Origin of the sequence: Chryseobacterium sp. G0162 (assembly GCF_003815715.1) — a bacterium.
In the GTDB taxonomy this organism is placed as follows: Bacteria; Bacteroidota; Bacteroidia; order Flavobacteriales; family Weeksellaceae; genus Chryseobacterium.
The window spans coordinates 3,074,889-3,095,769 of the sequence record NZ_CP033922.1; the positions used below are offsets into that span (position 1 = coordinate 3,074,889).

The window sequence follows — 20,881 nt, forward strand, 5'->3', positions numbered from 1 at the left end:
AGATTAAGATTAGAGCTGAGGTTTAGACTGAGATTAAGAACAGAATTGAGATATTTTAAGTATTTTTGAGAGGAAAATTAAAATTTGATTGATTTCATTTTGAATGAATAATTTGCTTGATGAAAATTGTCAACAGAGATCAGTCATTTTCTAACCTTTAACCTAAATAAATGAAATTAATAGGCCCATTTAAGCAGGTTGTAACACTTGCCAATCTTCCATTAAGAGGAAAACTTACTGACGAACAATTAGAAATTATTGTGGATGGAGGAATAATTGTTGAAAATGGTACCATTCAGAGAATTGGTGATTTTGAACTGTTAAAAAATGAAAATCCAACAATAGAAATAGAAACCATTGAAGGAGAACAGGTAGTTCTTCCTGCCTTTGTAGATTCACATACTCATATCTGCTTCGGAGGAAACCGTGCCAATGATTTTGCCATGCGTAACGCAGGGAAAACGTACCTGGAAATCGCTGAAAGTGGCGGCGGAATCTGGAGCTCCGTACAGCATACAAGAAATGCTTCAGAAGAAGAATTACTGAAGACATTATTGGAAAGGATAAAGTTCCTGGTTGATCTTGGAATTACAACTATTGAGATTAAAAGTGGATATGGACTGGATGTAGAAAACGAGCTGAAAATGCTTCGAATGATCAAAAAGGCACAGGAGTCAACAAGGGCAACATTAGTTCCTACCTGTCTTTCGGCACATTTAAAACCAAGAGATTTTGAAGGAAGCAATCCGGAGTATCTGGACTATATTCTTACCGAGATTCTTCCAAAAGTAAAAGATGAAAACCTGGCTAACCGTGTAGATATCTTTATTGAAAAATCAGCGTTCCAGCCTGAAGAGAGTAAAGCGTTTTTACTTAAAACTAAAGATTTAGGTTTTGAAATTACTGTTCATGCCGATCAGTTTACCCCCGGAAGTTCAAGAATTGCTGTAGAAGTAGGAGCAAAATCGGCAGATCATTTGGAAGCAACCATTGATGAAGATATAGACTTCCTTGCACAATCTGATACTGTAGCAACAGCACTCCCGGGAGCAAGCTTAGGATTGGGTGAAAAATTTACACCGGCAAGAAAATTATTGGATGCAGGAGCCATCGTAGCGATCGCAAGTGACTGGAATCCGGGATCAGCCCCAATGGGGAACTTAATCACTCAAGCATCTATTTTAGCGACTTTCCAAAAGTTGACAACAGCTGAGGTACTAGCCGGAATGACTTATCGAGCAGCTTATGCCCTTAATTTGGAAGACAGAGGAAAACTTGAAACAGGTAAAAAAGCCGATTTTGTGACTTTTAAAACCGATAATTTCCAGAATGTTCTTTATAATCAGGGAAGCCTGAGCACTGAACACGTTTATATTGATGGAGAACTAGTTGACTAGAATATAAAAGATTAATTCAAATGGAAGAAAAGCAGTTGGGAAAAGAATTTGACTATAAAGGTTTTTGGGATTGGTTCTTAACAAAAGAAAAAGACTTTTATGATGCCGTTAAAAACCGAGGTCAGGAATCTATTGAAAAAGATTTTTTTGACCATATTGCTCCCAGACTCAGCCAGATCAATGAAGGATATTACTTTCTGACCGGAATGAGCGATGATTCTACAGCAGAATTAGTTTTAACAGCAGATGGAGAGATCAGGAATGTTGTTTTTATTGAAGAACTTATTGAAGCTGCTCCCCAGCTCAATCATTGGAAGTTTACTGCTTTAAAACCGGCAATGGATGCAAAGAATGTAAACGTTACGATGGGGGATTACAGGTTTACAAAGGATAATATTTTTTTCTATTCCAATGAACAGGAAGAATATCCTGATGAGATAGACCTTGTCTTTGTTTACGATGGAAATGCCGAAAACAAAGAGGCTATCACAACAGGTGTCTGCATCTTTTTAGATAATTTTTTAGGGGAATTAAATTTTGCCACACAAATTGATACATTTACCGTTGTAGGAAGAGAGCAAGCCAAACAAGAACTTGTCCCTATTGAAAAGCTGAAAGATTTTCTACTATGGAGGGAAAGAGAATTTACAGAAAAGTATAAGAGCGTAAAGAGAGCTGATGTGGAAGAAGAATTTTCTGTTCTCAGAGCTACTTTAGATAATGAGAAACCTCTTATCGCCTGTATGAATCTTCCTTTACTGAATTATGATGCAAAGGCTTCCTATCCATGGATTTCAGTTCTTACATTTCATTATCACGGAGAGAACAATGATGGACTTCCTGAAAAAGAAGATTTTGAAAAATTAAGTGATATTGAAGATAAAGTCATTGAAGATCTAAAAGAGAAAGGATATTTGTATATAGGCAGAGAAACGGCAGATAATAGCAAAGAAAGCTATTTTGCCGGTAAAGATTTCAGAGAAATCTCTAAAGCTTTTAAAGCCATAAAAGATAATAATCCTGAATATCAAATTTCATTCAGAATCTTTAAAGATAAATATTGGCAGTATTTTAAATACTATAATAATGCTGTTTAAAATTAGAATGTGGAAGAATTTTTTTTCCACATTTTTTATGGATAAAATTATCTCTCCCACTTCCTTAAAATCATAGAGCCCTAAGCTAAAAACTATGTGTTTTAAAAGCATGGTAGTCTAATGTTTACAATGATCTGTGTAATTTGTGACATCTAAGGGAAATCACATAAATACCAAAGGGAAGTTCTGTTGGTCGACAACGATAGAAAGCCATAGGGCCAAATCATAAAATCTTCCATATTTTTCATATTTTCTATAAGTTTTCTTATCTTGCGCTGCAATTAGCGTTGATTTTTAGATAAATAACGCATTTTTCTATAGTTCTTAAGTGCACCGGAAAAACTGGATATTTTATTATTTCTCAGTACTTTTTTTACAGCTATATCCCGTACAAGGAAAACTTGTCAATATTATAAACGAACATAAAAATGATGAATTTTAAAAATATTAGATCTACTTTTAACAAAGGGGTTACTATTCCGAGTTTGATATTTATTATAGGAACCTGTTTTCTTTCAGCGGTATATCCAAAACCGACTGAAAGCATCCTGAATGAGATTAAACAATTTATATTTGTCAACTTAAACTGGGTGTATGTATGGTCTGTAACGTTATTCGTTATTTTTCTGGTATACTTGTTATTCAGTAAATATGCCAATATAAAGCTTGGGGCTAATGACAGTAAACCGGAATATTCTTTCTTTTCCTGGATTTCCATGTTGTTTGCCGCTGGAATGGGGATCGGATTGATTTATTTCAGTGTGGCAGAACCTATGCAGCACTATTCCTCAGAAGTTTTCGCAGACAATCATTATGTAAGCCGGGCTAAGCAGGCGCAGCTCTATACCTTTTTCCATTGGGGAATTCATGCGTGGGCAATTTATGGAGTAGTAGGACTTTCTTTGTCTTATTTTGCATACCGTTACAGATTACCTCTTTCATTAAGAAGCTGTTTTTATCCACTGTTAAAAGATAAAATTAACGGAAAATGGGGAAATGCCATTGACGTTTTTGCTTTATGTTGTACTTTTTTCGGAATTACAACAACCTTAGGTTTTGGAGTCGTACAGATTAGTTCAGGATTAAATATTCTTCACGTTACTCCGGAGAATAGTTTTACGTATCAGATTATCATTGTAGTTACTCTTGTCACTCTTTCCGTTATATCCGCCATTTCAGGAGTAGGGAAGGGAGTAAAGATTTTAAGTAATATTAATGTAGTCAGTGTGATCGGTCTCCTTCTTTTTGTATTAATATTGGGGCCAACAGTTTATCTGATTGGAAGCTTTACAGAAGGGCTGGGAAACTATATCAATAACTTCTTCAATCTTACCTTCAATACCCATGTTTATGAGAAAAATGCATTGCCATGGTTTTACGACTGGACGATTTTATATTGGGCATGGTGGATTTCATGGTCCCCTTACGTAGGTTTATTTATTGCAAGAATTTCTAAAGGAAGAACTATCAAAGAGTTTATTCTGGCAGTTTTAATACTTCCTACATTATTCAATTTTATATGGATGTCCGTATTTGGAAACAGTGCTATTTGGTTCGATTTAAATGTTGCCAATGGGCAATTAAGCCAATTTGCAACAGATCCGGATGCCTTAATGTTCCGTTTCCTGGATTATTTACCCTTATCAGAGTTTACAGGATTCTTCGTCATCCTTATCATTCTTATCTTTTTTGTAACATCAGCAGATTCTGGGATATTTGTGATGAACAGTATTGCCACTAAAAATGCCAGTAAATCTCCAAAATGGCAAATTGTATTCTGGGGAGTACTACTGGCTGTTCTTTCCCTTTTATTACTGAATGTAGGAGGTTTGAAAGCACTGCAAAGTATGACCTTAATTACCGCATTGCCGTTTTCTATTGTGGTTATTTTGTTCATTGTAAGCTTGATGAAAGGATTAGTGATTGACCAGAAATATTACGATACAAATTTTTCAGCCTCTACAGTGCCATGGTCTGGTGAATTCTGGAAAGAACGATTAAAAAATATCGTTTCTTTTAAAGATAATGCTTCTGTAGACCGTTTTATTAATGTGAAAGCAAAAGAAGCCTTTACAGATTTACAGCAGGAATTTGCAGCTAATGGAATTGAAGCTAAAATAAATCATCATCAAAATCCTGTCAGAATAGAAATCGAAATCCATCAGGGAGTTGTTAATAACTTCGTTTATGGAGTGGAAAATAAAATAAAAACAGTTTCTGAATATATCATGAATGAAGAGAACCTTCCGGATCTTGACGATAATAAAACACATTATCCAAGATCCTATTTTGGAGATGGAAGAGAAGGTTATGATGTTCAGTATTTTACCAAAAATGAACTGATTTCTGATGTACTGAAACATTACGAACGGTTTTTAGAAATTATTTCAGAAGAACGAAACGAAATGTTTATCAGCAGCAATGCCAATCAGAATAAGGATTAAAAAATAAGCTATTCATCTTACAATAAATTCTTTAGGTAATATATGAAAGGAGTTTTTATATGTAAACAATATTAATTAGCTTTACTGAATAGAATGATGTGACTAAAATTGAATTTTAAAGGATTATGCTTCAAAATATTTGGCAGGGTAGATTAGATGGGGAAGAGCTTCTTTTCCACAGACTATTTCAGAGAGTAAAGGAAGAACAGAATTACGACAATATTTTAACGAATGATTTTGCATTGCATGGTTTTGCCGTGGATGAAGGAGTCAGGAGGAATAAAGGCCGTCAGGGTGCTAAAGATGCCTCCAACGTGATCCGAAAAAATATGTCTAATTTTCCGGTGATTCTTCCCAATTTCTCTATGCTGGATTTTGGAAACGTTACCTGTGAAGACGGTAATCTTGAGAATGCTCAGAATAATTTGGCTAAAAATGTTTCAAAAGTACTTTTAAAAGGAGGAAAATCGCTTGTTCTGGGTGGTGGACATGAAGTGACCTATGCTCATTATTTAGGGATTAAAACAGCCTTTCCGGAGCAAAAAATAGGAATTATCAATATTGATGCTCACTTTGATAACAGACAGCCGGAAAAAGGAGTAGGACCAAGCTCAGGAACAGGATTCTGGCAAATTGCTCAGGAAGGCCCTATCAATTCTCTTCACATTGGGATTCAAAGAAACTCAAACACCTTGAAACTCTTTGATACCGCACATCAATATGGAATGAAGTATATCCTTTCGGACGAATTGTTTTTTGAAAACCTTCCTTCCATTTATCAACGCATCGATGACTTGCTGGAGAACGTGGATTATGCCTATCTCACTATTTGTATGGATGTTTTTAATGCATCTATCGCTCCGGGGGTTTCAGCTTCAGCATATAATGGTATCTTTGCAGATGCAACCTTTATGCATTTTTACAGGCATATCTTAAAAAACAAAAAACTGGTTGCACTGGACGTGGCAGAAGTCAATCCGTCGTTCGATATTCAGGACAGGACGGCAAGGCTGGCAGCTTGTCTGGTGAATGAATGGCTGATGATTTAAGATAAAGCTATATTCTTCCGATAGAGAAAATCATTCTTTTATTGACCCTTAAGGAATAGAATTTGCTGACTTTATCGTGCTTTTAAAATAAAAGCACTCATAAATTCATTAGCTGAATTTAAAAACAGAAATTATATTATGGAACAATTTATTGAAAACAAGCTTATTAAAGCAGATGACGTGTTTTCAGTGTGGCGCAAAGTGCCGTTTGAAGAAAAGCAGAAGTTAATTGGAAAAGCGGCAGAAATACTAAAAAATAATTCAGAGAAATTTGGAAGGATCATTACTACTGAAATGAATAAACCTATTTCGGAATCCATTGCTGAGGTAGAGAAATGTGCTTTAATGATGCATTATTATGCTGATGCTGAAAATATTTTGAAACCTGAAAAAATAGAATCCGAATTTACCTATTCTGAAGTTCATTATGCTCCGAAAGGAGTCATCCTGGGAGTAATGCCTTGGAATTTTCCGTTCTGGCAGGTGTTGAGGTTTGCGGTCCCTGCAATCTTAGCAGGAAATACAGTGGTTCTAAAACATGCTTCAATTTGTTTCGGAAGTGGAAATGCAATAGAAGAAGTTCTTTTAGAAGCAGGTTTTCCGGAAGGGGTATTTCAAAATCTTGAAGTAGGTCACAAAGCGGTAAAAGAGATCCTTGAACATGATGCCGTAAAAGGAGTAAGTCTTACCGGTAGTGGTAAAGCTGGAGGTGAAGTAGCCTCTATTGCAGGTTTAAACATCAAAAAATCTTTACTTGAATTAGGAGGAAGTGATGCATTCATCATTTTTGAAGATGGAGATCTTGAATCAGCGGCAAAAGCTGGTGCAAAATCAAGACTGCAGAACTGTGGACAAACCTGTACTGCAGCTAAAAGATTTATTATTGATGAAAAGATTGAAGATCAGTTTCTACCCATTTTCATTGAGGAATATAAGAAGTATGAAATTGGAGATCCTTTGAATAAAGACACAAAATTAGCTGGGATGGCAAGACCTGACTTAGCCGATGAGTTGGAAGCTCAATTTAACAGAGCATTGGAAAATGGCGCAGAAATTATCCTTCCTTTGGAAAGAGTTTCTGATAATGAATTTAAACCTGGTTTAATCAGAGTTCAGGAAGGAAATCCAATTTTAAAAGAAGAACTTTTTGGACCTCTTGGGATGGTGATGATTGCTAAAAATGCTGAAGAAGCATTACAAATTGCTAACGATATTCCTTTCGGACTTTCCAATTCGGTTTGGACTAAAGATAAAGACCGTCAGTTATTCTTTATTGAAAATCTTGAGTCAGGAACGGTTAATATCAACAGAATGACCAGTTCTGACCCGCGTTTCCCTTTTGGTGGATCAAAGGCTTCAGGATACGGAACAGAGCTTTCTTTACACGCTTTAAAAGAGTTTGTAACAGCGAAGACTATTGTAGGTAATAATTGATATATGAAGAAATCACTCTTATTATCTTTTCTGTTTGGATTTATTTTAAGCTTTGCCCAAAAGCAGCTTACTATAGATAGATTGGGAGTGGTTACAGATTCTGTGGAGATTAAATATCTAAAGAAAGAATATAAAATTATAGGCGTATTTCACAAGGTCTCTCCAAAGTCTGAAGTGAAATATGCTCGTATTTTAAAAGAAGATCGTAGTGGGATTCCTTATTGGGGGTATATTAATCTAAAGAAGGAAGAAATAATCCCACCAAAATATCTATCTGTTTCACCTTTTGAGAACGGATATATATTAGTCAAAGATAACGTTGAAATCAGTACAGAATACAAGTGTGGCAGCCAGAAACCTTGTGTTAGACAGGAGAGAAAAGCATATTATTACTTTGTTGACAGTCAAAATAAAAAAGTTTCTGATTATTTTGATGAGGTGAAAAAAGATAAAAGTGGTGATTTTTATGACTGTCGTATAAATAACATTCAAAAGATACTTGATGCGTCTTCTTTAAAGGTTGTAGCAGATTCAAAAGGAGAATATAGAATATTGATTTTAAATAGAGGGAATGATTATCGATTGAAGGCTTATACAAATAATAGAGAGGACTTTTTAGATAAGGAAGGCAAGCCTTTAACCGGTTTTAAATACAAATCAATAGATTCTCGTAATGGATTCCTTTTTGTGGGATTATATATTAACAGTGAAGTAACAAAGTATACCCTGCTTAACCCTTATACCAAAATCCCTTTTAATAATAATCTTTTAATAGATTATATTTCTGAGAGTATTAAAGGTAGTAATACCGTTATTGTAAGAAATGAAGAAAAATACTTTCTGATTAATAATAATGGTTTTGTAAAGTCTAAACAATATGACTATCTTAAACAATATGGCAGTTCAATTTTATTTTTGGATAAAGAAAATATTGGATTATTAAATTTGAAGGGGAAAGAGGTTTTAAAATCTCCGAATATTTACATTGAAAGTCATGCATTAAGAGATACTGTTGATTCTCCGGTTTATGTTTTTGAAAAAAAAGATGGAACCCTGAATTTTATTGATATAAAAAAGGTGAAATTAAAAAAAACCGATGCTATATACTTAAATAACTTGTCAGAAACAGTTTCTTTTACTGATAAAAAGTCAATTCTGGAAAATAAATATTTTGTAGCAATAGGTAAGAATAAGAAGAAAGGCGTTCTTGATTTTAATGGAAAATTATTAGTTCCTTATATTTATGAGGATATTAATCCTGTTGATAATACAGGTTACTTTCTCGCTACTAATTTAGGTCTTAAGACAGGTCTGATTAGTGCTAATAATACAACTATTCTTCCTTTTACCAACGAATATTCTGCTTCAAGGGATATCTATTACATTAAAGATACGACTCAGATTAATAATATAAAATCTTATTTTTTTATCTGGAAAATAAATGATAAAGTGGGGACTATTGATTATGCTAATAAGACAATAGATCCTTTTGAATTTGATTTTCAGGAGCCTTACGAGAATTTTATTGCCTATGGTAAGAATTCTAAAATGGGGATTATGACAAAGAATGGGAAAGTAATTCCTGCAGAATATAATAAAAGTTATGCTTTGCTTGAAAACGGTATTTATTATTTGTTTAAAGATAAAAACCTTGTTGGTATTGATGAAAATAATAATATGGTTTTTAAAACAGATTTTATTCTTAGCTATCCGAAATTTGCAGAACCAATTGTTCTTGATGAGCGGTTAATATATTTAAGAGATCAGGATACTTCTTATATATTGAATCTTAATGGAAGCCAATTCTTGAAGTTTTACAATAAAGTTTGGTCTTATTCTAACGGAATAGGAATTTCTACTGATGGGATTTTATTTGATCTCTACAAAAACAACTATGAATATTATTACAAAGATAGATTTATCAGTAATGATTTTAAGTAAAAAACTCCCGGAAATCAATTTCCGGGAGTTTTTTGTATGCTTTGGCAAAAAGTAACTTTGCTTATTGCTTTTAAACTGTCGTTAATCTCAACGTATTCGTTTTTCCACCTTCATATGACGGAGTTGCATTGATGTTGATAACGAAGTCACCAGTTTCAATATAACCGTAGTTATGCGTTAACATATTTACCTGGATAATCGTTTCATCAGTAGACTTCTTCATATCATAGTAGTAAGCGTGAACACCCCAAAGAAGGTTTAGCATCGTAATTACTCTTCTGTTACCACTGTAAACAATGATGTGAGAATTTGGTCTGTGTGCTGCAAGCTGGAAAGCCGTATACCCTGAATGAGTCAATGTAACAATAGCAGAAACATTCGTTGTTTTAGCAATTCTTACTGCTGCAAGACATACTCTGTTGGTAATGAATCTCTCATCGATACAGTTGTAGTCTTTTTCAATCGGTTCATTCTTGTGTTGGTAGAAGTGAGTGGTTTCAATGTTTTTCACAATTTTAGCCATGTTTTCTACTACTTGTACAGGATATCTTCCTACAGAAGTTTCTCCTGAAAGCATTACTGCATCAGCACCATCCAATACAGAGTTCGCAACGTCATTTACTTCCGCTCTGGTTGGCGTTAAACTGTTGATCATTGTTTCCATCATCTGTGTTGCGATGATTACCGGTTTAGAATAGAATCTTGCCTTTTCTACCAGGTTTTTCTGGATGGCTGGAACTTCTTCCATTGGAACTTCAACTCCTAAGTCACCACGGGCAACCATTAGTCCGTCACATTCCAATAAGATTTCTTCAATATTTTTAACCCCTTCAGGCTTTTCAATCTTCGCAATAATCGGAGTTTTGAATTTACCGTTTGGATGTTTTGCAATTAATTCTTTCAAGTCAATGATATCTTGTGCATGACGTACAAAAGAAAGAGCAATCCAGTCTACCTCCATATCAAGCATGAAATTAGCATCCTGAATATCCTTCTCTGTTAATGCAGGAAGAGATACCAATGTATTAGGAAGATTAACCCCTTTTTTAGAGCTTAAAGGTCCCCCTTGAATCGTTTTAGCCTTTACTGTATCTACTTCATTGGTTTCAGTAACTTCTAATACCAGTTTCCCGTCATCAATAAGGATTCTTTCCCCTACTTTTACATCCTGTGGAAACTGTTGGTAAGTCATGTATACCTTAGTAGAATCTCCCTCGATCTTTTCATTGGTAAAAGTAAGAATATCCCCTGGATTCAGGTAAGATCCTTCCTTCACGACACCTACTCTTAGCTTAGGTCCCTGAAGGTCTCCTAAAATACCCACTGAATATCCGTACTCGCTGTTTAGTTCTCTAATTATTTCAATATTGTTTCGAACTAAGTCGTAATCTGCATGGGAAAAATTTATTCTGAAAATATCAACACCCGCCTTCATTAGATCTAACATTACCTCCTTCGATGATGAAGCCGGCCCTAGTGTTGCGATAATTTTTGTCTTCTTTAAATACTTATTCATAATACTGGATAATTTGATAAAGTTCCTCATCAGAACTCAGTGTATAGTCTTGAATTGGAAACACAAGATTTTCAGGGAGCAAAATTACGGAAAAATCAGGAAACTGATCCGAACTATGCAGAATATATTCCACACCTACCTGATTATTTAATAAAAATTTAATGTTTTCTTCTTCTGTAAAGAGCTCGGTCTGAACTTTTTTTTGTTTACTTTCTGAAGATTTATTTGAAATGAAGGTGAAACAGGTCTTGGAAAACTTGTGGTAGGCCTCAAACCTGGGAAAAAGATAATCATAATAATCTCCATGAAAGACAAGATCTTTTTTTCTTGAAAAACTGAGATTGTTAAGTTGATTTATTTTGTAGAAAAACTCATGAGCGGGTATATCTTTTGCTAATCTTACCAATCCTATGGCAATATCTTCAAATTCTATATCATCAAGATCATAAAGTTTTTGAATTTCCAAGTATATTTTCTTTTTTATTTAAAATATAAAAAGCTCTCTGTGCTGCCTTTTCCTCAGCCTTTTTCTTGGAGGTTTCCATAGCATTAGCAATTTTTTCATCTCCCAGCCATACATGACAACGGAACATGACTGCTTTATTAGCCTGTATTTCCTCGCAAGTTTCGTACTTTATATTTACCTTCTTCTTCTGGCTCCATTCGAGAAGGAGACCTTTATAGCTGACAATTTTATTTTCAAGTTTGTTAATTTCGGAAGGCGTCAGAAGTCTTTCCAGAATGATCTTTCTGCAAGCATCATAATGAAAGTCCAAATAAACGGCACCAATTAAAGCTTCAAATAAATTCCCGGAGATATTTTCCCCTAGAGCCGAAGAATTATTCTGCTTTTGCAGAAGATCTGTAAGCTTAAGGTCTTCCCCTAATTTATTGAGATTTTTCCTATTAACAATCTTAGATTTCATCTGTGTCAGATATCCTTCATTAGCTTGAGGATAGGTCTGGAACAAATGACAAGAAATAATTGTACCCAAAACAGAATCTCCCAAAAATTCAAGCCTTTCATAGTTGATGTCTTGATTTTTAGAAGAATTTTTTAAAGAAAAAGCTTCGCGGTAAAGAGCAATATTTTGTACCTCTGCACCCAAGACTTTTTTAAGCTCAGTGCTGAGAAAATAATCTCTTTCCGTTAATTGTCTTTTTCTTTTTTTGAGAAGGAATTTAGAAAAGTATTTCTGTAACTCCATTCATTGAATTTAGATTTTCTTAAATAGAACGCAAGCATTATGCCCGCCAAATCCAAAAGTATTGCTCATGGCTACTTTTACATCTTTCTTAACCGCAGTATTAAACGTAAAGTTTAGTCTGCTGTCAATCTTTTCATCATCAGTAAAATGGTTGATGGTAGGAGGAACAATACCATGAATAATAGTTCCTAACGCAGCGATAGCTTCAATAACACCGGCTGCTCCTAAAAGGTGACCTGTCATTGATTTTGTAGAATTGATCTGAATGTCAAAAGCATGCTCGCCTAATAACTTCGAAATTGCGTTGGATTCTGCGATGTCTCCTAATGGAGTAGAGGTACCATGCATGTTGATATGATCTACTTCATCAGCAGTTAAACCTGCATCTTCCAAACAGTTTTTCATTACCAGATAAGCGCCAAGGCCTTCAGGATGCGGAGCCGTCATATGATATGCATCTGCACTCATACCTCCTCCTAGTAATTCTGCATAAATTGTAGCACCACGTTTTACCGCATGCTCGTATTCTTCAAGAATAATACATCCAGCACCTTCACCTAATACAAATCCATCTCTGTCTTTGTCGAAAGGTCTTGAAGCTGTTGTAGGATCATCATTTCTTGTAGAAAGTGCCATCATCGCATTAAATCCACCGACACCACTTGCTGTAACGGCTGCTTCAGAGCCTCCGCATACAATCACGTCTGCTTTTCCTAATTGGATAAGCATTTTGGAATCAATTATAGCATTTGCTGAAGATGCACATGCAGATACCGTTGTATAATTCGGTCCGTGGAAACCATATTCAATTGAGATCTGACCAGGAGTCATATCAGCAATCATTTTAGGAATAAAGAACGGATTAAATCTAGGAATTTCGGTATTAGCCCATCCTAAAACTTCCGTTTCAAAGGTTTCCAGACCTCCGATTCCGGAGCCCCAAATTACACCAACTCTGTTTTTATCTACATTATCTTCAATAATACCAGAATGTTCTACTGCTTCTTTAGCAGCAACAAGTCCCAATTGAGTATTTCGGTCCATTTTTTTAGACTCTTTCTTATCGAAATGCTGTAATGGATCGAAATTTTTTACCTCGCAAGCAAACTTGGTTTTAAAGTTTGTGGCATCAAAAAGAGTAATCGGAGCGGCTCCGCTCTCACCTTTCACAAGATTTTCCCAGTATTCTTTTGCATTATTTCCGATTGGTGTTATTGCTCCAAAACCTGTTACAACTACTCTTTTTAATTCCATAAACTTTGTTTAATTTCTTTTTTGTTGAAGAATATTATTTATTTACTACTTCTTCGATGTAAGCGATAGCGTGCCCTACAGTAGTAATTTTTTCAGCTTGGTCATCAGGGATCTGAATGTTAAATTCTTTTTCGAATTCCATGATTAACTCAACTGTATCTAGTGAATCTGCTCCTAAATCGTTAGTGAAGCTAGCTTCAGGAGTTACTTCTGTTTCTTCAACGTCAAGCTTATCAGCGATGATAGCTTTTACTCTTGATGCAATGTCTGACATAGTAAATTATTTTTTTAATTGTTAGATGCTGCAAATATATAAAATTCTTTACGATAAAACATTTTTTTAGTCTTTTTTGTGGACAGAGACTTTTCATTTTAGATATGCTAGGTTTAGTGTTTTAGTTTTCAGCTATTTATATTTAATTGTATTAGAGAGGTTTAATTTTTATTTTCAAATGAACCGAAAAAATTTCTAAACAAAAAGGTTGAAAAAGGTCAAGATTTGACTTTTTCGGAATAAAAATGAATGAAAAGTCTATGCTTTTTTACCTATATTTGTGTGTTATGAAATTAACACGTTAGCTTTTTTAAATTAACAAATCTCTTTTCTATAAAGGATGGCTTATTAGCTGTTCTCTTTCTCACTATTGTTATATTTAAAAAGCTAAAAAATGAAAAATTTCTTTGAAAGTCCTTTTAAAGGCAAAATCATACAAGACCATATTCAAAACCCCAATATTATTGCTGGTAAATATTCCTATTACTCTGGATACTACCACGGACACTCTTTTGATGACTGTGCTCGATATCTGCTTCCTGACAGAAATGATGTAGATAAATTAATTATTGGTTCCTATTGTTCTATTGGAAGTGGTGCAAGTTTTATCATGTGTGGAAATCAAGGACACCGTTATGACTGGATTTCAAGTTTCCCATTCTATTATATGTCAGAAGTAGAGTGTTTCCAAAATAGCAAGGATGCTTTCGAATTGGCAGGAGATACTGTTATTGGAAATGATGTTTGGATTGGTACGGAGGCTATGGTAATGGCTGGAATTAAAATCGGAGATGGAGCTGTTATTGGCAGCCGTGCATTGGTGACAAAAGATGTAGAACCTTATACTATTGTAGGAGGAAATCCTGCAAAGCCTATCAGAAAAAGATTCAGCGAACAACATATCGCGCTACTTCTTGAAATGAAATGGTGGGATTGGGATGAAAATGTTCTTGAAAAAGCTGTTCCAATACTTTGCTCAGCAGATATTGATGCGCTCTACGAATTTTATAAAAAAATAAAATAATTTGAAGATTCCATTTCGGAACCTTCTGTATTTTATAAATAATATCATTTAATGTTTCGCATCGTTTTTGCTGTTTAAAAAATATCAATCACTTAAATATTATCATTATGAATACAGAAATTGGGCTTATCGCAGGAAGTTTGCGGAAAGAATCTTTCTCTAAAAAGATAGCGAAGGCATTACTTCCTATGGCTCCTCAGGGTTTTGAATTTAAAATTATTTCAATTGACAATTTACCTATATATAATCAGGATTTTGATGATTATAATAAGGTCCCCGAATCTTATACGAAATTCAGAGATGAAATAAGAACTATCGGCGGTGTTATTTTTATTACCCCAGAACATAACAGGTCGGTTCCTGCAGCATTGAAAAATGCAATTGACGTTGGTTCAAGGCCGGCAGGTAAAAATGTTTGGGATGGAAAGCCAGGTGCGGTATTTAGTAGTTCGCCGGGAAACCTTTCTGCTTTTGGGGCTAATCATCACCTTAGACAAAGTCTTGTGTTTCTTAATGTCCCGGCAATGCAGCAACCAGAAGTTTATCTTCCTCATATTGATAAAGTATGGGATGAGAACGGAAATCTAAATGATGAAGAGGTAAAAGATTTTCTTCAGAAGGCTGTGGATGCTTATATTGAGTGGTTTAAGAAGAATTGTAGCTCGTAATAGATTGGAATTTAGAATAAAAAAAGCCACTGAATAATTCAGTGGCTTTTTTATTTTAGTGGAGTTGGAGGGATTCGAACCCTCGTCCAAACAAGCAATACATAAGCTTTCTACATGCTTATTCTACCATTGATTTTCGACTGAAGGCAGAGGATAGACACCCAACTTCCAGCTTATCTTCTGAGTTTTTCGAATTTCAGCCGAAGCTTCTGAAACCTTATTTCCGCATTCCTATATCCCAGGATCAAATGCCGCAGAACAGAGCATTTGTGGAATATCTTGCTTCCCTACTGAAATCTTCGGGAAAACGCTTGATCTACTATACTTCGATATTAAGCTGCAAGAGCGAACTCTTCGTTGCCAGTTAAAATTTTGTAGCAAGGGATTATAGAGATCGCGCTACGGTTCTCTGCATGCTTACTTACCCATTGGTCTTGCTGTCGAAACCAGTCAACCCCATGAATAAAGTGAATGCAAAGATAGTGCTTTTTGTTCATATTTCATTCATGTAGATTATTTTTGATGATTACTACTGTATTCTAAGAGCTATAATAAGGGTCTATGGTGTTTCTTCCTAATAGGGTAAAGTCAGGACGGAAGAATACTTCTCTTGATAAAGTGTAATGATTGTGGATAAAATTATTTTTAATTGTAATGCCTTTTAATGCTAGGTTTTTTAGGAGATAAAGATAAAAATAGTGATAGTTTCATGTAATATATTTTGTAATTCAAGAAAAAATGTCTAGTTTTGCAATCCAAAATGAGATGTAAAATATGTTAATAATTCCAGTTAAAGATGGTGAATCCATCGACAGAGCTTTAAAAAAATACAAAAGAAAATTTGATAAAACAGGTACAGTTCGTCAATTAAGATCTAGACAAGCGTTTATCAAGCCTTCTGTAACTTTGAGACAATCTAAGTTGAAAGCTGCTTACAAGCAAAGAGCACTTAGCAAGGAAGAGCAGGCTTAAGAATTTTTCTTAAACACATATTAATTCACTTCTTAAATTCTTATATTTGAGGAGTGAATTTTTATTTTATATCCCATGATGCTGGAAAAGTTTTTAGAATACTTACAATTCGAAAAAAGGTACTCTCCTCATACGATTACAAGCTACAAAAAAGACCTTGACGACTTTTCCCATTTCTATCTCCGAACAGAATCTTCCGACGATATTTCTAAAGCTGATAAAAAGATCATCAGAAACTTTATTGTTGATTTAAGTGAAAACAATATTTCCAAAAGAAGTATCAATAGAAAATTATCCTCTCTCCGCAGTTTTTATCTTTTCCTTTTAAAGATAGGTGAAATTAAGGTTTCTCCTACTGAAGGTATATCTTCCCTGAAATTTTATGCTGAGAAGCAAATTCCCATGTCTAAAGAAGAAATGGAAGATCTTAATGATAAGATCCTGGAGTACACCCCTGATATCCTGGAAAAATGTATTATGGAAGTCCTTTATCAGACCGGAATGAGGAAAGCGGAGCTTTGTGGCCTGATATTTGAAAATGTTAATATAGACGGAAATGAGTTAAAAGTAATAGGGAAGGGAAACAAGCAAAGAGTGATTCCTATTTCTGAAGACTTGTCTGCACTTCTTAAGAACTATTTGGAAATAAGAAAACCGCAGGAAGAATATCAGTTCTGTTTTTTTGTCAATAAGAAAGGGAAAAAACTCAATGAAAAATTTGTTTATGTGGTAGTTAATAAGTACCTTAGTCTTATAACAACGAAAGAAAAAAAAAGTCCTCACATCCTTCGTCATAGCTTTGCTACACACGTTTTGGATAATGGGGCGGAGATCTCCAAAGTGAAAAAAATATTAGGGCATTCCAGTCTTGCCAGTACTCAAGTCTATACGAATGCTAATATTGAACAATTGAAAAAAGTGTTTAATCAGGCTCACCCTCGAGCGTCAAAAAAAGAAGAATTATGAAGATTTCAGTACAATCAATTGGTTTAACTCCACACGAACCACTAGAATCACACATCGACAAAAAAGTAAGCAAGCTAGATACATTCTATGATAAAATTCAAGAGTGTAAAGTATTTCTAAAAGTAGAAAACAATGCTGATAAAGCTAATAAAACAGCTGAGATTATTTTAGCGGTTCCGGGAGATGATATTGTAGTAAAGAAGACATCTGCAAGTTTTGAAGAAAGTTTGGACCTTTGTGTTGATACAGCTAAAAAGCTACTAATCAAGAAAAAAGAAATGGCGTAGAAAAAAAAGTTAAAAAAAGTTTATAAAATATTTGAGAATTCAAAAAATCCGTTCTATATTTGCACTCGCAAAAAAGGAACAGCGATCTTTTGAATTCTTTTTTATATTTGCCTCCATAGCTCAGTTGGCCAGAGCACGTGATTTGTAATCTCGGGGTCGTGGGTTCGAATCCCTCTGGAGGCTCATAAAAATATAAATCTTTGGGGAGATTCCAGAGTGGCTAAATGGGACTGACTGTAACTCAGTTGCTTCGGCTTCGTAGGTTCGAATCCTGCTCTCCCCACTTATATTTTTTAAAAAAAAGTTTGCAAGATTAAAAAATAATTCTTAGTTTTGCACAGCGTTTACCAATGGTTTTGTAAACAAAATCGCGGAAGTAGCTCAGTTGGTAGAGCGTCAGCCTTCCAAGCTGAATGTCGCGGGTTCGACCCCCGTCTTCCGCTCAACAAAAATCAATATTTAAAGTTGATTTTTTTAACACTGAAATGTGTAGAGTAGAGTTTCTCTATCGGTTTCAGACTAATTGTTAAATTGCCTCCATAGCTCAGTTGGCCAGAGCACGTGATTTGTAATCTCGGGGTCGTGGGTTCGAATCCCTCTGGAGGCTCAATTTAATATAAAATATCTGGGGAGATTCCAGAGTGGCTAAATGGGACTGACTGTAACTCAGTTGCTTCGGCTTCGTAGGTTCGAATCCTGCTCTCCCCACTATATTTTATATTAGAAAAAAGTTTGCAGAATTAAAAATTAATTCTTAGTTTTGCAAAGCGTTTACCAATAATTTTGGAAACAAAATTGCGGAAGTAGCTCAGTTGGTAGAGCGTCAGCCTTCCAAGCTGAATGTCGCGGGTTCGACCCCCGTCTTCCGCTCAATAAAATCACGCTCCTTAGTGTGATTTTTTTAGTTAATGCCGACTTAGCTCAGCGGTAGAGTGCTTCCTTGGTAAGGAAGAGGTCACGGGTTCAAGTCCCGTAGTTGGCTCTCGAATCTCCCGAATTTCTTCGGGAATTTTTTTTGCCCAAATTTTGTTATTAATCTTAGGTCAAGAAAAAAATCACGAGGCTGATAAAGTAAAATAGTTATACAACTGTTTAAAAAATAGCAAAAAGAATCCTTCTTTCGAAATTTCAATGGATAAACCAGATTCGTGATCTTTTGTGTCGAAAACTTTAAAGTCTTCTATTCTTCTTAACTTTTACCACCAATCAGTAATCATCATAAAAATTTTCGTTACATTCGTGTAAAATAATTTTTGATGAATATTCTTTTATTAGAAGATGATCTCATTCTTTCTGCGGAACTTTGCCGATTTTTAGAATCCAATAATTTTACCTGCGATAAAATCTATGACGGAGAAACTTTCCTTCGTCAGATTAAAAATAATTCCTATGATCTGTATTTGCTTGATATCAATGTCCCTAAAATAAACGGGCTGGATGTTTGTCAGACGATTCGTTCTTTTGATAAGAGTACGCCTATCATTATGATCTCTGCTTATGGAGATATTTCAGATAAAAAAGATGCCTTTACCCGATTGGCTGATGATTACCTGGTAAAACCTTTTCAGTTTGAAGAACTCCTTTTAAGGATCAATTCTCTGTTGAGAAGAAAAATGCCTTCAGATACCTCTGATCAGGATATTATCAGAATAGATGACCTTATTATCAACAAAACGGAGCAAAAAGTGTATCGGGGCGGAAATGAAATAACCCTTACTTTAAAAGAGTTTCAGTTATTGGTTTATCTGGCAGAAGCACAGGGCAGGACTGTCTCTAAACAGCAGATTACTGAACATGTTTGGGAGCACAACTTTAATACCAATACCAATACGGTAGAAGTATACATTAATTTTTTAAGAAAAAAAATTGATAAAGATTTTAAAATAAAACTGATCCATACCCGTTCCGGTTTCGGATATTATTTAAGTCCATTGTAAATGTCTTTAAAGAGAAAGATAGCTTTAACAATTAGTATCGCCTTTTCATTGCTTTTTGGAATGGTGATGGCGGTCATTTATTTATCTTTCAATGATTTCAGAAGGGATGAGTTTAAGGAAAGATTCAGACAAAGACTGGAATTTACGACCCATTTTATTTCAAAGTCTAAAGATTTTGAAGAAGAAGCACCCATCTTTTTCAATGAAAATTCGGATAATATTCTTTTGAATGAAAAGATTTTAATTTTTAATGAACAGAAAGAACTGATCTACAGTACGATTAAAGACCGAAATGTTACCTGGGATAGTGCCATGCTTAAGGAGCTGGATAAAAAGAAGATTATTTATACAGAGAAAACAGTTCCGGAGATTTATGCAGCACTAAGAAACATTAATGGAGAGAATTATTATATTCTTACCAGTGCCTTTGATACCAACGGGAAATCAAAGTTGGGTTTTCTAAAATATCTTTTGATTACTGCTTATGTGATGAGCACGCTTCTTATCGGCTTTTTCAGTTATTACTTTGTAGAAAAGTTTCTTCGTCCTTTAGAAGATCTGAATAAAGAAATTTCAGAGGTAACAGCACATAAATTAACCACTCAGATTCCCGTTCAGGAATCTAATGATGAAGTAAATGTTCTTGCAAAATCTTTTAATACAATGATTGTACGGCTTAACGATGTATTTCAGTCGCAGAAAGATTTTACAGCAAGTGCTTCTCACGAAATCAGGACCCCTATTACAAGAATGGCATTTCAATTGGAAAACCTGATTAAATTTGAAGAACATTCTCCAAAGACACTGTCTTCATTACAGCAAATTCAACGGGATGTTTATCAGTTGTCAGATCTGACGAATTCACTACTGCTATTAACGAAGTTTGATAAAGAAAATATTCAAAGCATTTACGAGGATGTAAGAATAGACGAAGTGATCTTTGAAGCCTTCGAAGGAGTGGAAAAAAGTTATCCTGATCTTAAACTGGATTTTCTTATTGCTGAAGAAACTTCGGAAAATGCTTTTCTTACCATTAGCGGCATTCAATCATTATTGGTGATTGTCTTCATTAATTTATTCAAAAACGCAGCGGTTTATTCTGACAATACAGAAGTGAGAGTATTGATAACCGAAACGAATCATAATCTTAGTGTTGATGTAATTTCCCATGGAGCTACTATTTCGGTAGAAGAACAGACTAAGTTATTTGAAGCTTTTACAAGAGGAAATAATGCTCAAAATATTTCCGGTTCCGGCTTAGGGCTAAGAATTGTTAAGAGAATTCTTGAATATCATGATGCTGAAATTATTTATTCTTCTCCCGATGAATACATGAATATGTTCACCGTGATTTTTAAAAAATAAATTTTCAGAACTAATTATTACTCAAAAGCTGTTACCATTTTTGTTAAA

Annotated in this window: 18 protein-coding genes, 7 tRNA genes and 1 other RNA gene; 20 read left to right on the forward strand and 6 right to left on the reverse strand. The window is 34.7% G+C overall.

Annotated elements, in window-relative coordinates:
- Positions 1-170 precede the first annotated feature (170 nt).
- From hutI to EG344_RS13980, 6 genes are all read left to right on the forward strand, one after another.
- Positions 171-1,397, forward strand: a complete 1,227-nt coding sequence (hutI, locus tag EG344_RS13955; protein ID WP_123909941.1) for an imidazolonepropionase — start codon at positions 171-173, stop codon at positions 1,395-1,397.
- 20 nt (positions 1,398-1,417) lie between these two features.
- Complete coding sequence (locus tag EG344_RS13960) at positions 1,418-2,494, forward strand: DUF695 domain-containing protein (RefSeq protein WP_123909942.1); 1,077 nt, start codon at positions 1,418-1,420, stop codon at positions 2,492-2,494.
- A 428-nt stretch (positions 2,495-2,922) separates the two neighbouring features.
- Positions 2,923-4,938, forward strand: coding sequence for a BCCT family transporter (locus EG344_RS13965; RefSeq protein ID WP_123909943.1), 2,016 nt, complete (start codon positions 2,923-2,925; stop codon positions 4,936-4,938).
- 125 nt (positions 4,939-5,063) lie between these two features.
- The gene (gene hutG, locus EG344_RS13970) at positions 5,064-5,987 is read left to right on the forward strand and encodes a formimidoylglutamase (protein ID WP_123909944.1); all 924 of its coding nucleotides are present in this window, start codon (positions 5,064-5,066) and stop codon (positions 5,985-5,987) included.
- Positions 5,988-6,125: 138 nt separating this feature from the next.
- A complete protein-coding gene (locus EG344_RS13975) occupies positions 6,126-7,421 on the forward strand; it encodes an aldehyde dehydrogenase family protein (protein WP_123909945.1) in 1,296 nt (431 codons plus the stop codon).
- Between the two features lie 3 nt (positions 7,422-7,424).
- Positions 7,425-9,362, forward strand: coding sequence for a WG repeat-containing protein (locus EG344_RS13980; protein ID WP_123909946.1), 1,938 nt, complete (start codon positions 7,425-7,427; stop codon positions 9,360-9,362).
- A gap of 70 nt (positions 9,363-9,432) precedes the next feature.
- Here EG344_RS13980 and pyk read toward each other — a convergent pair whose 3' ends face one another.
- The 5 genes from pyk to EG344_RS14005 are packed head-to-tail and all read right to left on the reverse strand — an operon-like array spanning position 9,433 to position 13,614.
- Positions 9,433-10,878: a pyruvate kinase gene (gene pyk, locus EG344_RS13985; RefSeq protein WP_123909947.1), complete on the reverse strand. Its 1,446-nt coding sequence runs from the start codon at positions 10,876-10,878 to the stop codon at positions 9,433-9,435.
- Positions 10,871-11,344 carry an IPExxxVDY family protein gene (locus EG344_RS13990; RefSeq protein ID WP_123909948.1) on the reverse strand — a complete coding sequence of 158 codons (474 nt, stop codon included), beginning with the start codon at positions 11,342-11,344 and terminating at the stop codon, positions 10,871-10,873. Before EG344_RS13990 ends, pyk begins: the two co-directional genes overlap by 8 nt.
- Positions 11,322-12,086 carry a ribonuclease III gene (gene rnc, locus EG344_RS13995; protein ID WP_123909949.1) on the reverse strand — a complete coding sequence of 255 codons (765 nt, stop codon included), beginning with the start codon at positions 12,084-12,086 and terminating at the stop codon, positions 11,322-11,324. The genes EG344_RS13990 and rnc overlap by 23 nt, the downstream gene beginning before the upstream one ends.
- Positions 12,087-12,095: 9 nt before the next feature.
- Positions 12,096-13,340, reverse strand: a complete 1,245-nt coding sequence (gene fabF / locus EG344_RS14000; protein WP_123857890.1) for a beta-ketoacyl-ACP synthase II — start codon at positions 13,338-13,340, stop codon at positions 12,096-12,098.
- Between the two features lie 34 nt (positions 13,341-13,374).
- Positions 13,375-13,614 carry an acyl carrier protein gene (locus EG344_RS14005; RefSeq protein WP_002976354.1) on the reverse strand — a complete coding sequence of 80 codons (240 nt, stop codon included), beginning with the start codon at positions 13,612-13,614 and terminating at the stop codon, positions 13,375-13,377.
- Between the two features lie 394 nt (positions 13,615-14,008).
- Between EG344_RS14005 and catB the strand changes: the two genes are divergently transcribed.
- Positions 14,009-14,638, forward strand: a complete 630-nt coding sequence (catB, locus tag EG344_RS14010; RefSeq protein ID WP_123909950.1) for a type B chloramphenicol O-acetyltransferase — start codon at positions 14,009-14,011, stop codon at positions 14,636-14,638.
- 107 nt (positions 14,639-14,745) lie between these two features.
- On the forward strand, positions 14,746-15,306 hold the full coding sequence (locus tag EG344_RS14015; RefSeq protein ID WP_123909951.1) for an NADPH-dependent FMN reductase: 561 nt from the start codon (positions 14,746-14,748) through the stop codon (positions 15,304-15,306).
- A 56-nt stretch (positions 15,307-15,362) separates the two neighbouring features.
- Here EG344_RS14015 and ssrA read toward each other — a convergent pair.
- Positions 15,363-15,764, reverse strand: a transfer-messenger RNA (tmRNA) gene (ssrA, locus tag EG344_RS14020).
- A gap of 316 nt (positions 15,765-16,080) precedes the next feature.
- On the opposite strand from ssrA, the gene rpsU reads away from it, so the two are divergent.
- The 12 genes from rpsU to EG344_RS14080 all read left to right on the forward strand — a co-directional run bounded on the left by rpsU (position 16,081) and on the right by EG344_RS14080 (position 20,833).
- Entirely contained in the window at positions 16,081-16,278 is a 198-nt protein-coding gene (rpsU, locus tag EG344_RS14025) for a 30S ribosomal protein S21 (RefSeq protein WP_045501128.1), read from the forward strand.
- Between the two features lie 78 nt (positions 16,279-16,356).
- Entirely contained in the window at positions 16,357-17,244 is an 888-nt protein-coding gene (locus EG344_RS14030; protein WP_123911821.1) for a tyrosine-type recombinase/integrase, read from the forward strand.
- Positions 17,241-17,531 (forward strand): HPF/RaiA family ribosome-associated protein, encoded by a 291-nt coding sequence (locus EG344_RS14035; RefSeq protein WP_034693158.1) that lies wholly within the window; start codon positions 17,241-17,243, stop codon positions 17,529-17,531. Before EG344_RS14030 ends, EG344_RS14035 begins: the two co-directional genes overlap by 4 nt.
- A gap of 109 nt (positions 17,532-17,640) precedes the next feature.
- Positions 17,641-17,714, forward strand: a tRNA-Thr gene (locus EG344_RS14040).
- Positions 17,715-17,733: 19 nt separating this feature from the next.
- Positions 17,734-17,814: transfer RNA gene (locus EG344_RS14045), tRNA-Tyr, on the forward strand.
- An 87-nt stretch (positions 17,815-17,901) separates the two neighbouring features.
- Positions 17,902-17,974, forward strand: a tRNA-Gly gene (locus EG344_RS14050).
- Between the two features lie 90 nt (positions 17,975-18,064).
- Positions 18,065-18,138: transfer RNA gene (locus tag EG344_RS14055), tRNA-Thr, on the forward strand.
- 20 nt (positions 18,139-18,158) lie between these two features.
- Positions 18,159-18,239, forward strand: a tRNA-Tyr gene (locus EG344_RS14060).
- An 89-nt stretch (positions 18,240-18,328) separates the two neighbouring features.
- Positions 18,329-18,401 (forward strand) — tRNA-Gly (locus EG344_RS14065).
- Positions 18,402-18,441: 40 nt separating this feature from the next.
- Positions 18,442-18,513 (forward strand) — tRNA-Thr (locus tag EG344_RS14070).
- A 274-nt stretch (positions 18,514-18,787) separates the two neighbouring features.
- Positions 18,788-19,468: a response regulator transcription factor gene (locus EG344_RS14075; protein ID WP_123909952.1), complete on the forward strand. Its 681-nt coding sequence runs from the start codon at positions 18,788-18,790 to the stop codon at positions 19,466-19,468.
- Positions 19,469-20,833, forward strand: a complete 1,365-nt coding sequence (locus EG344_RS14080) for an ATP-binding protein (RefSeq protein WP_123909953.1) — start codon at positions 19,469-19,471, stop codon at positions 20,831-20,833.
- The last annotated feature ends 48 nt before the right edge of the window (positions 20,834-20,881 follow it).

Coding starts and splice junctions, on each gene's coding strand:
- pyk (WP_123909947.1), bottom strand. CDS start 10,878: ATGAATAAGTATTTAAAGAAGACAAAAATTATCGCAACACTAGGGCCG.
- EG344_RS14035 (WP_034693158.1), top strand. CDS start 17,241: ATGAAGATTTCAGTACAATCAATTGGTTTAACTCCACACGAACCACTA.
- EG344_RS13960 (WP_123909942.1), top strand. CDS start 1,418: ATGGAAGAAAAGCAGTTGGGAAAAGAATTTGACTATAAAGGTTTTTGG.
- rnc (WP_123909949.1), bottom strand. CDS start 12,086: ATGGAGTTACAGAAATACTTTTCTAAATTCCTTCTCAAAAAAAGAAAA.
- EG344_RS14030 (WP_123911821.1), top strand. CDS start 16,357: ATGCTGGAAAAGTTTTTAGAATACTTACAATTCGAAAAAAGGTACTCT.
- EG344_RS14080 (WP_123909953.1), top strand. CDS start 19,469: ATGTCTTTAAAGAGAAAGATAGCTTTAACAATTAGTATCGCCTTTTCA.
- EG344_RS13965 (WP_123909943.1), top strand. CDS start 2,923: ATGATGAATTTTAAAAATATTAGATCTACTTTTAACAAAGGGGTTACT.
- EG344_RS14015 (WP_123909951.1), top strand. CDS start 14,746: ATGAATACAGAAATTGGGCTTATCGCAGGAAGTTTGCGGAAAGAATCT.
- rpsU (WP_045501128.1), top strand. CDS start 16,081: ATGTTAATAATTCCAGTTAAAGATGGTGAATCCATCGACAGAGCTTTA.
- EG344_RS14005 (WP_002976354.1), bottom strand. CDS start 13,614: ATGTCAGACATTGCATCAAGAGTAAAAGCTATCATCGCTGATAAGCTT.
- fabF (WP_123857890.1), bottom strand. CDS start 13,340: ATGGAATTAAAAAGAGTAGTTGTAACAGGTTTTGGAGCAATAACACCA.
- hutI (WP_123909941.1), top strand. CDS start 171: ATGAAATTAATAGGCCCATTTAAGCAGGTTGTAACACTTGCCAATCTT.
- hutG (WP_123909944.1), top strand. CDS start 5,064: ATGCTTCAAAATATTTGGCAGGGTAGATTAGATGGGGAAGAGCTTCTT.
- catB (WP_123909950.1), top strand. CDS start 14,009: ATGAAAAATTTCTTTGAAAGTCCTTTTAAAGGCAAAATCATACAAGAC.
- EG344_RS13980 (WP_123909946.1), top strand. CDS start 7,425: ATGAAGAAATCACTCTTATTATCTTTTCTGTTTGGATTTATTTTAAGC.
- EG344_RS13975 (WP_123909945.1), top strand. CDS start 6,126: ATGGAACAATTTATTGAAAACAAGCTTATTAAAGCAGATGACGTGTTT.
- EG344_RS14075 (WP_123909952.1), top strand. CDS start 18,788: ATGAATATTCTTTTATTAGAAGATGATCTCATTCTTTCTGCGGAACTT.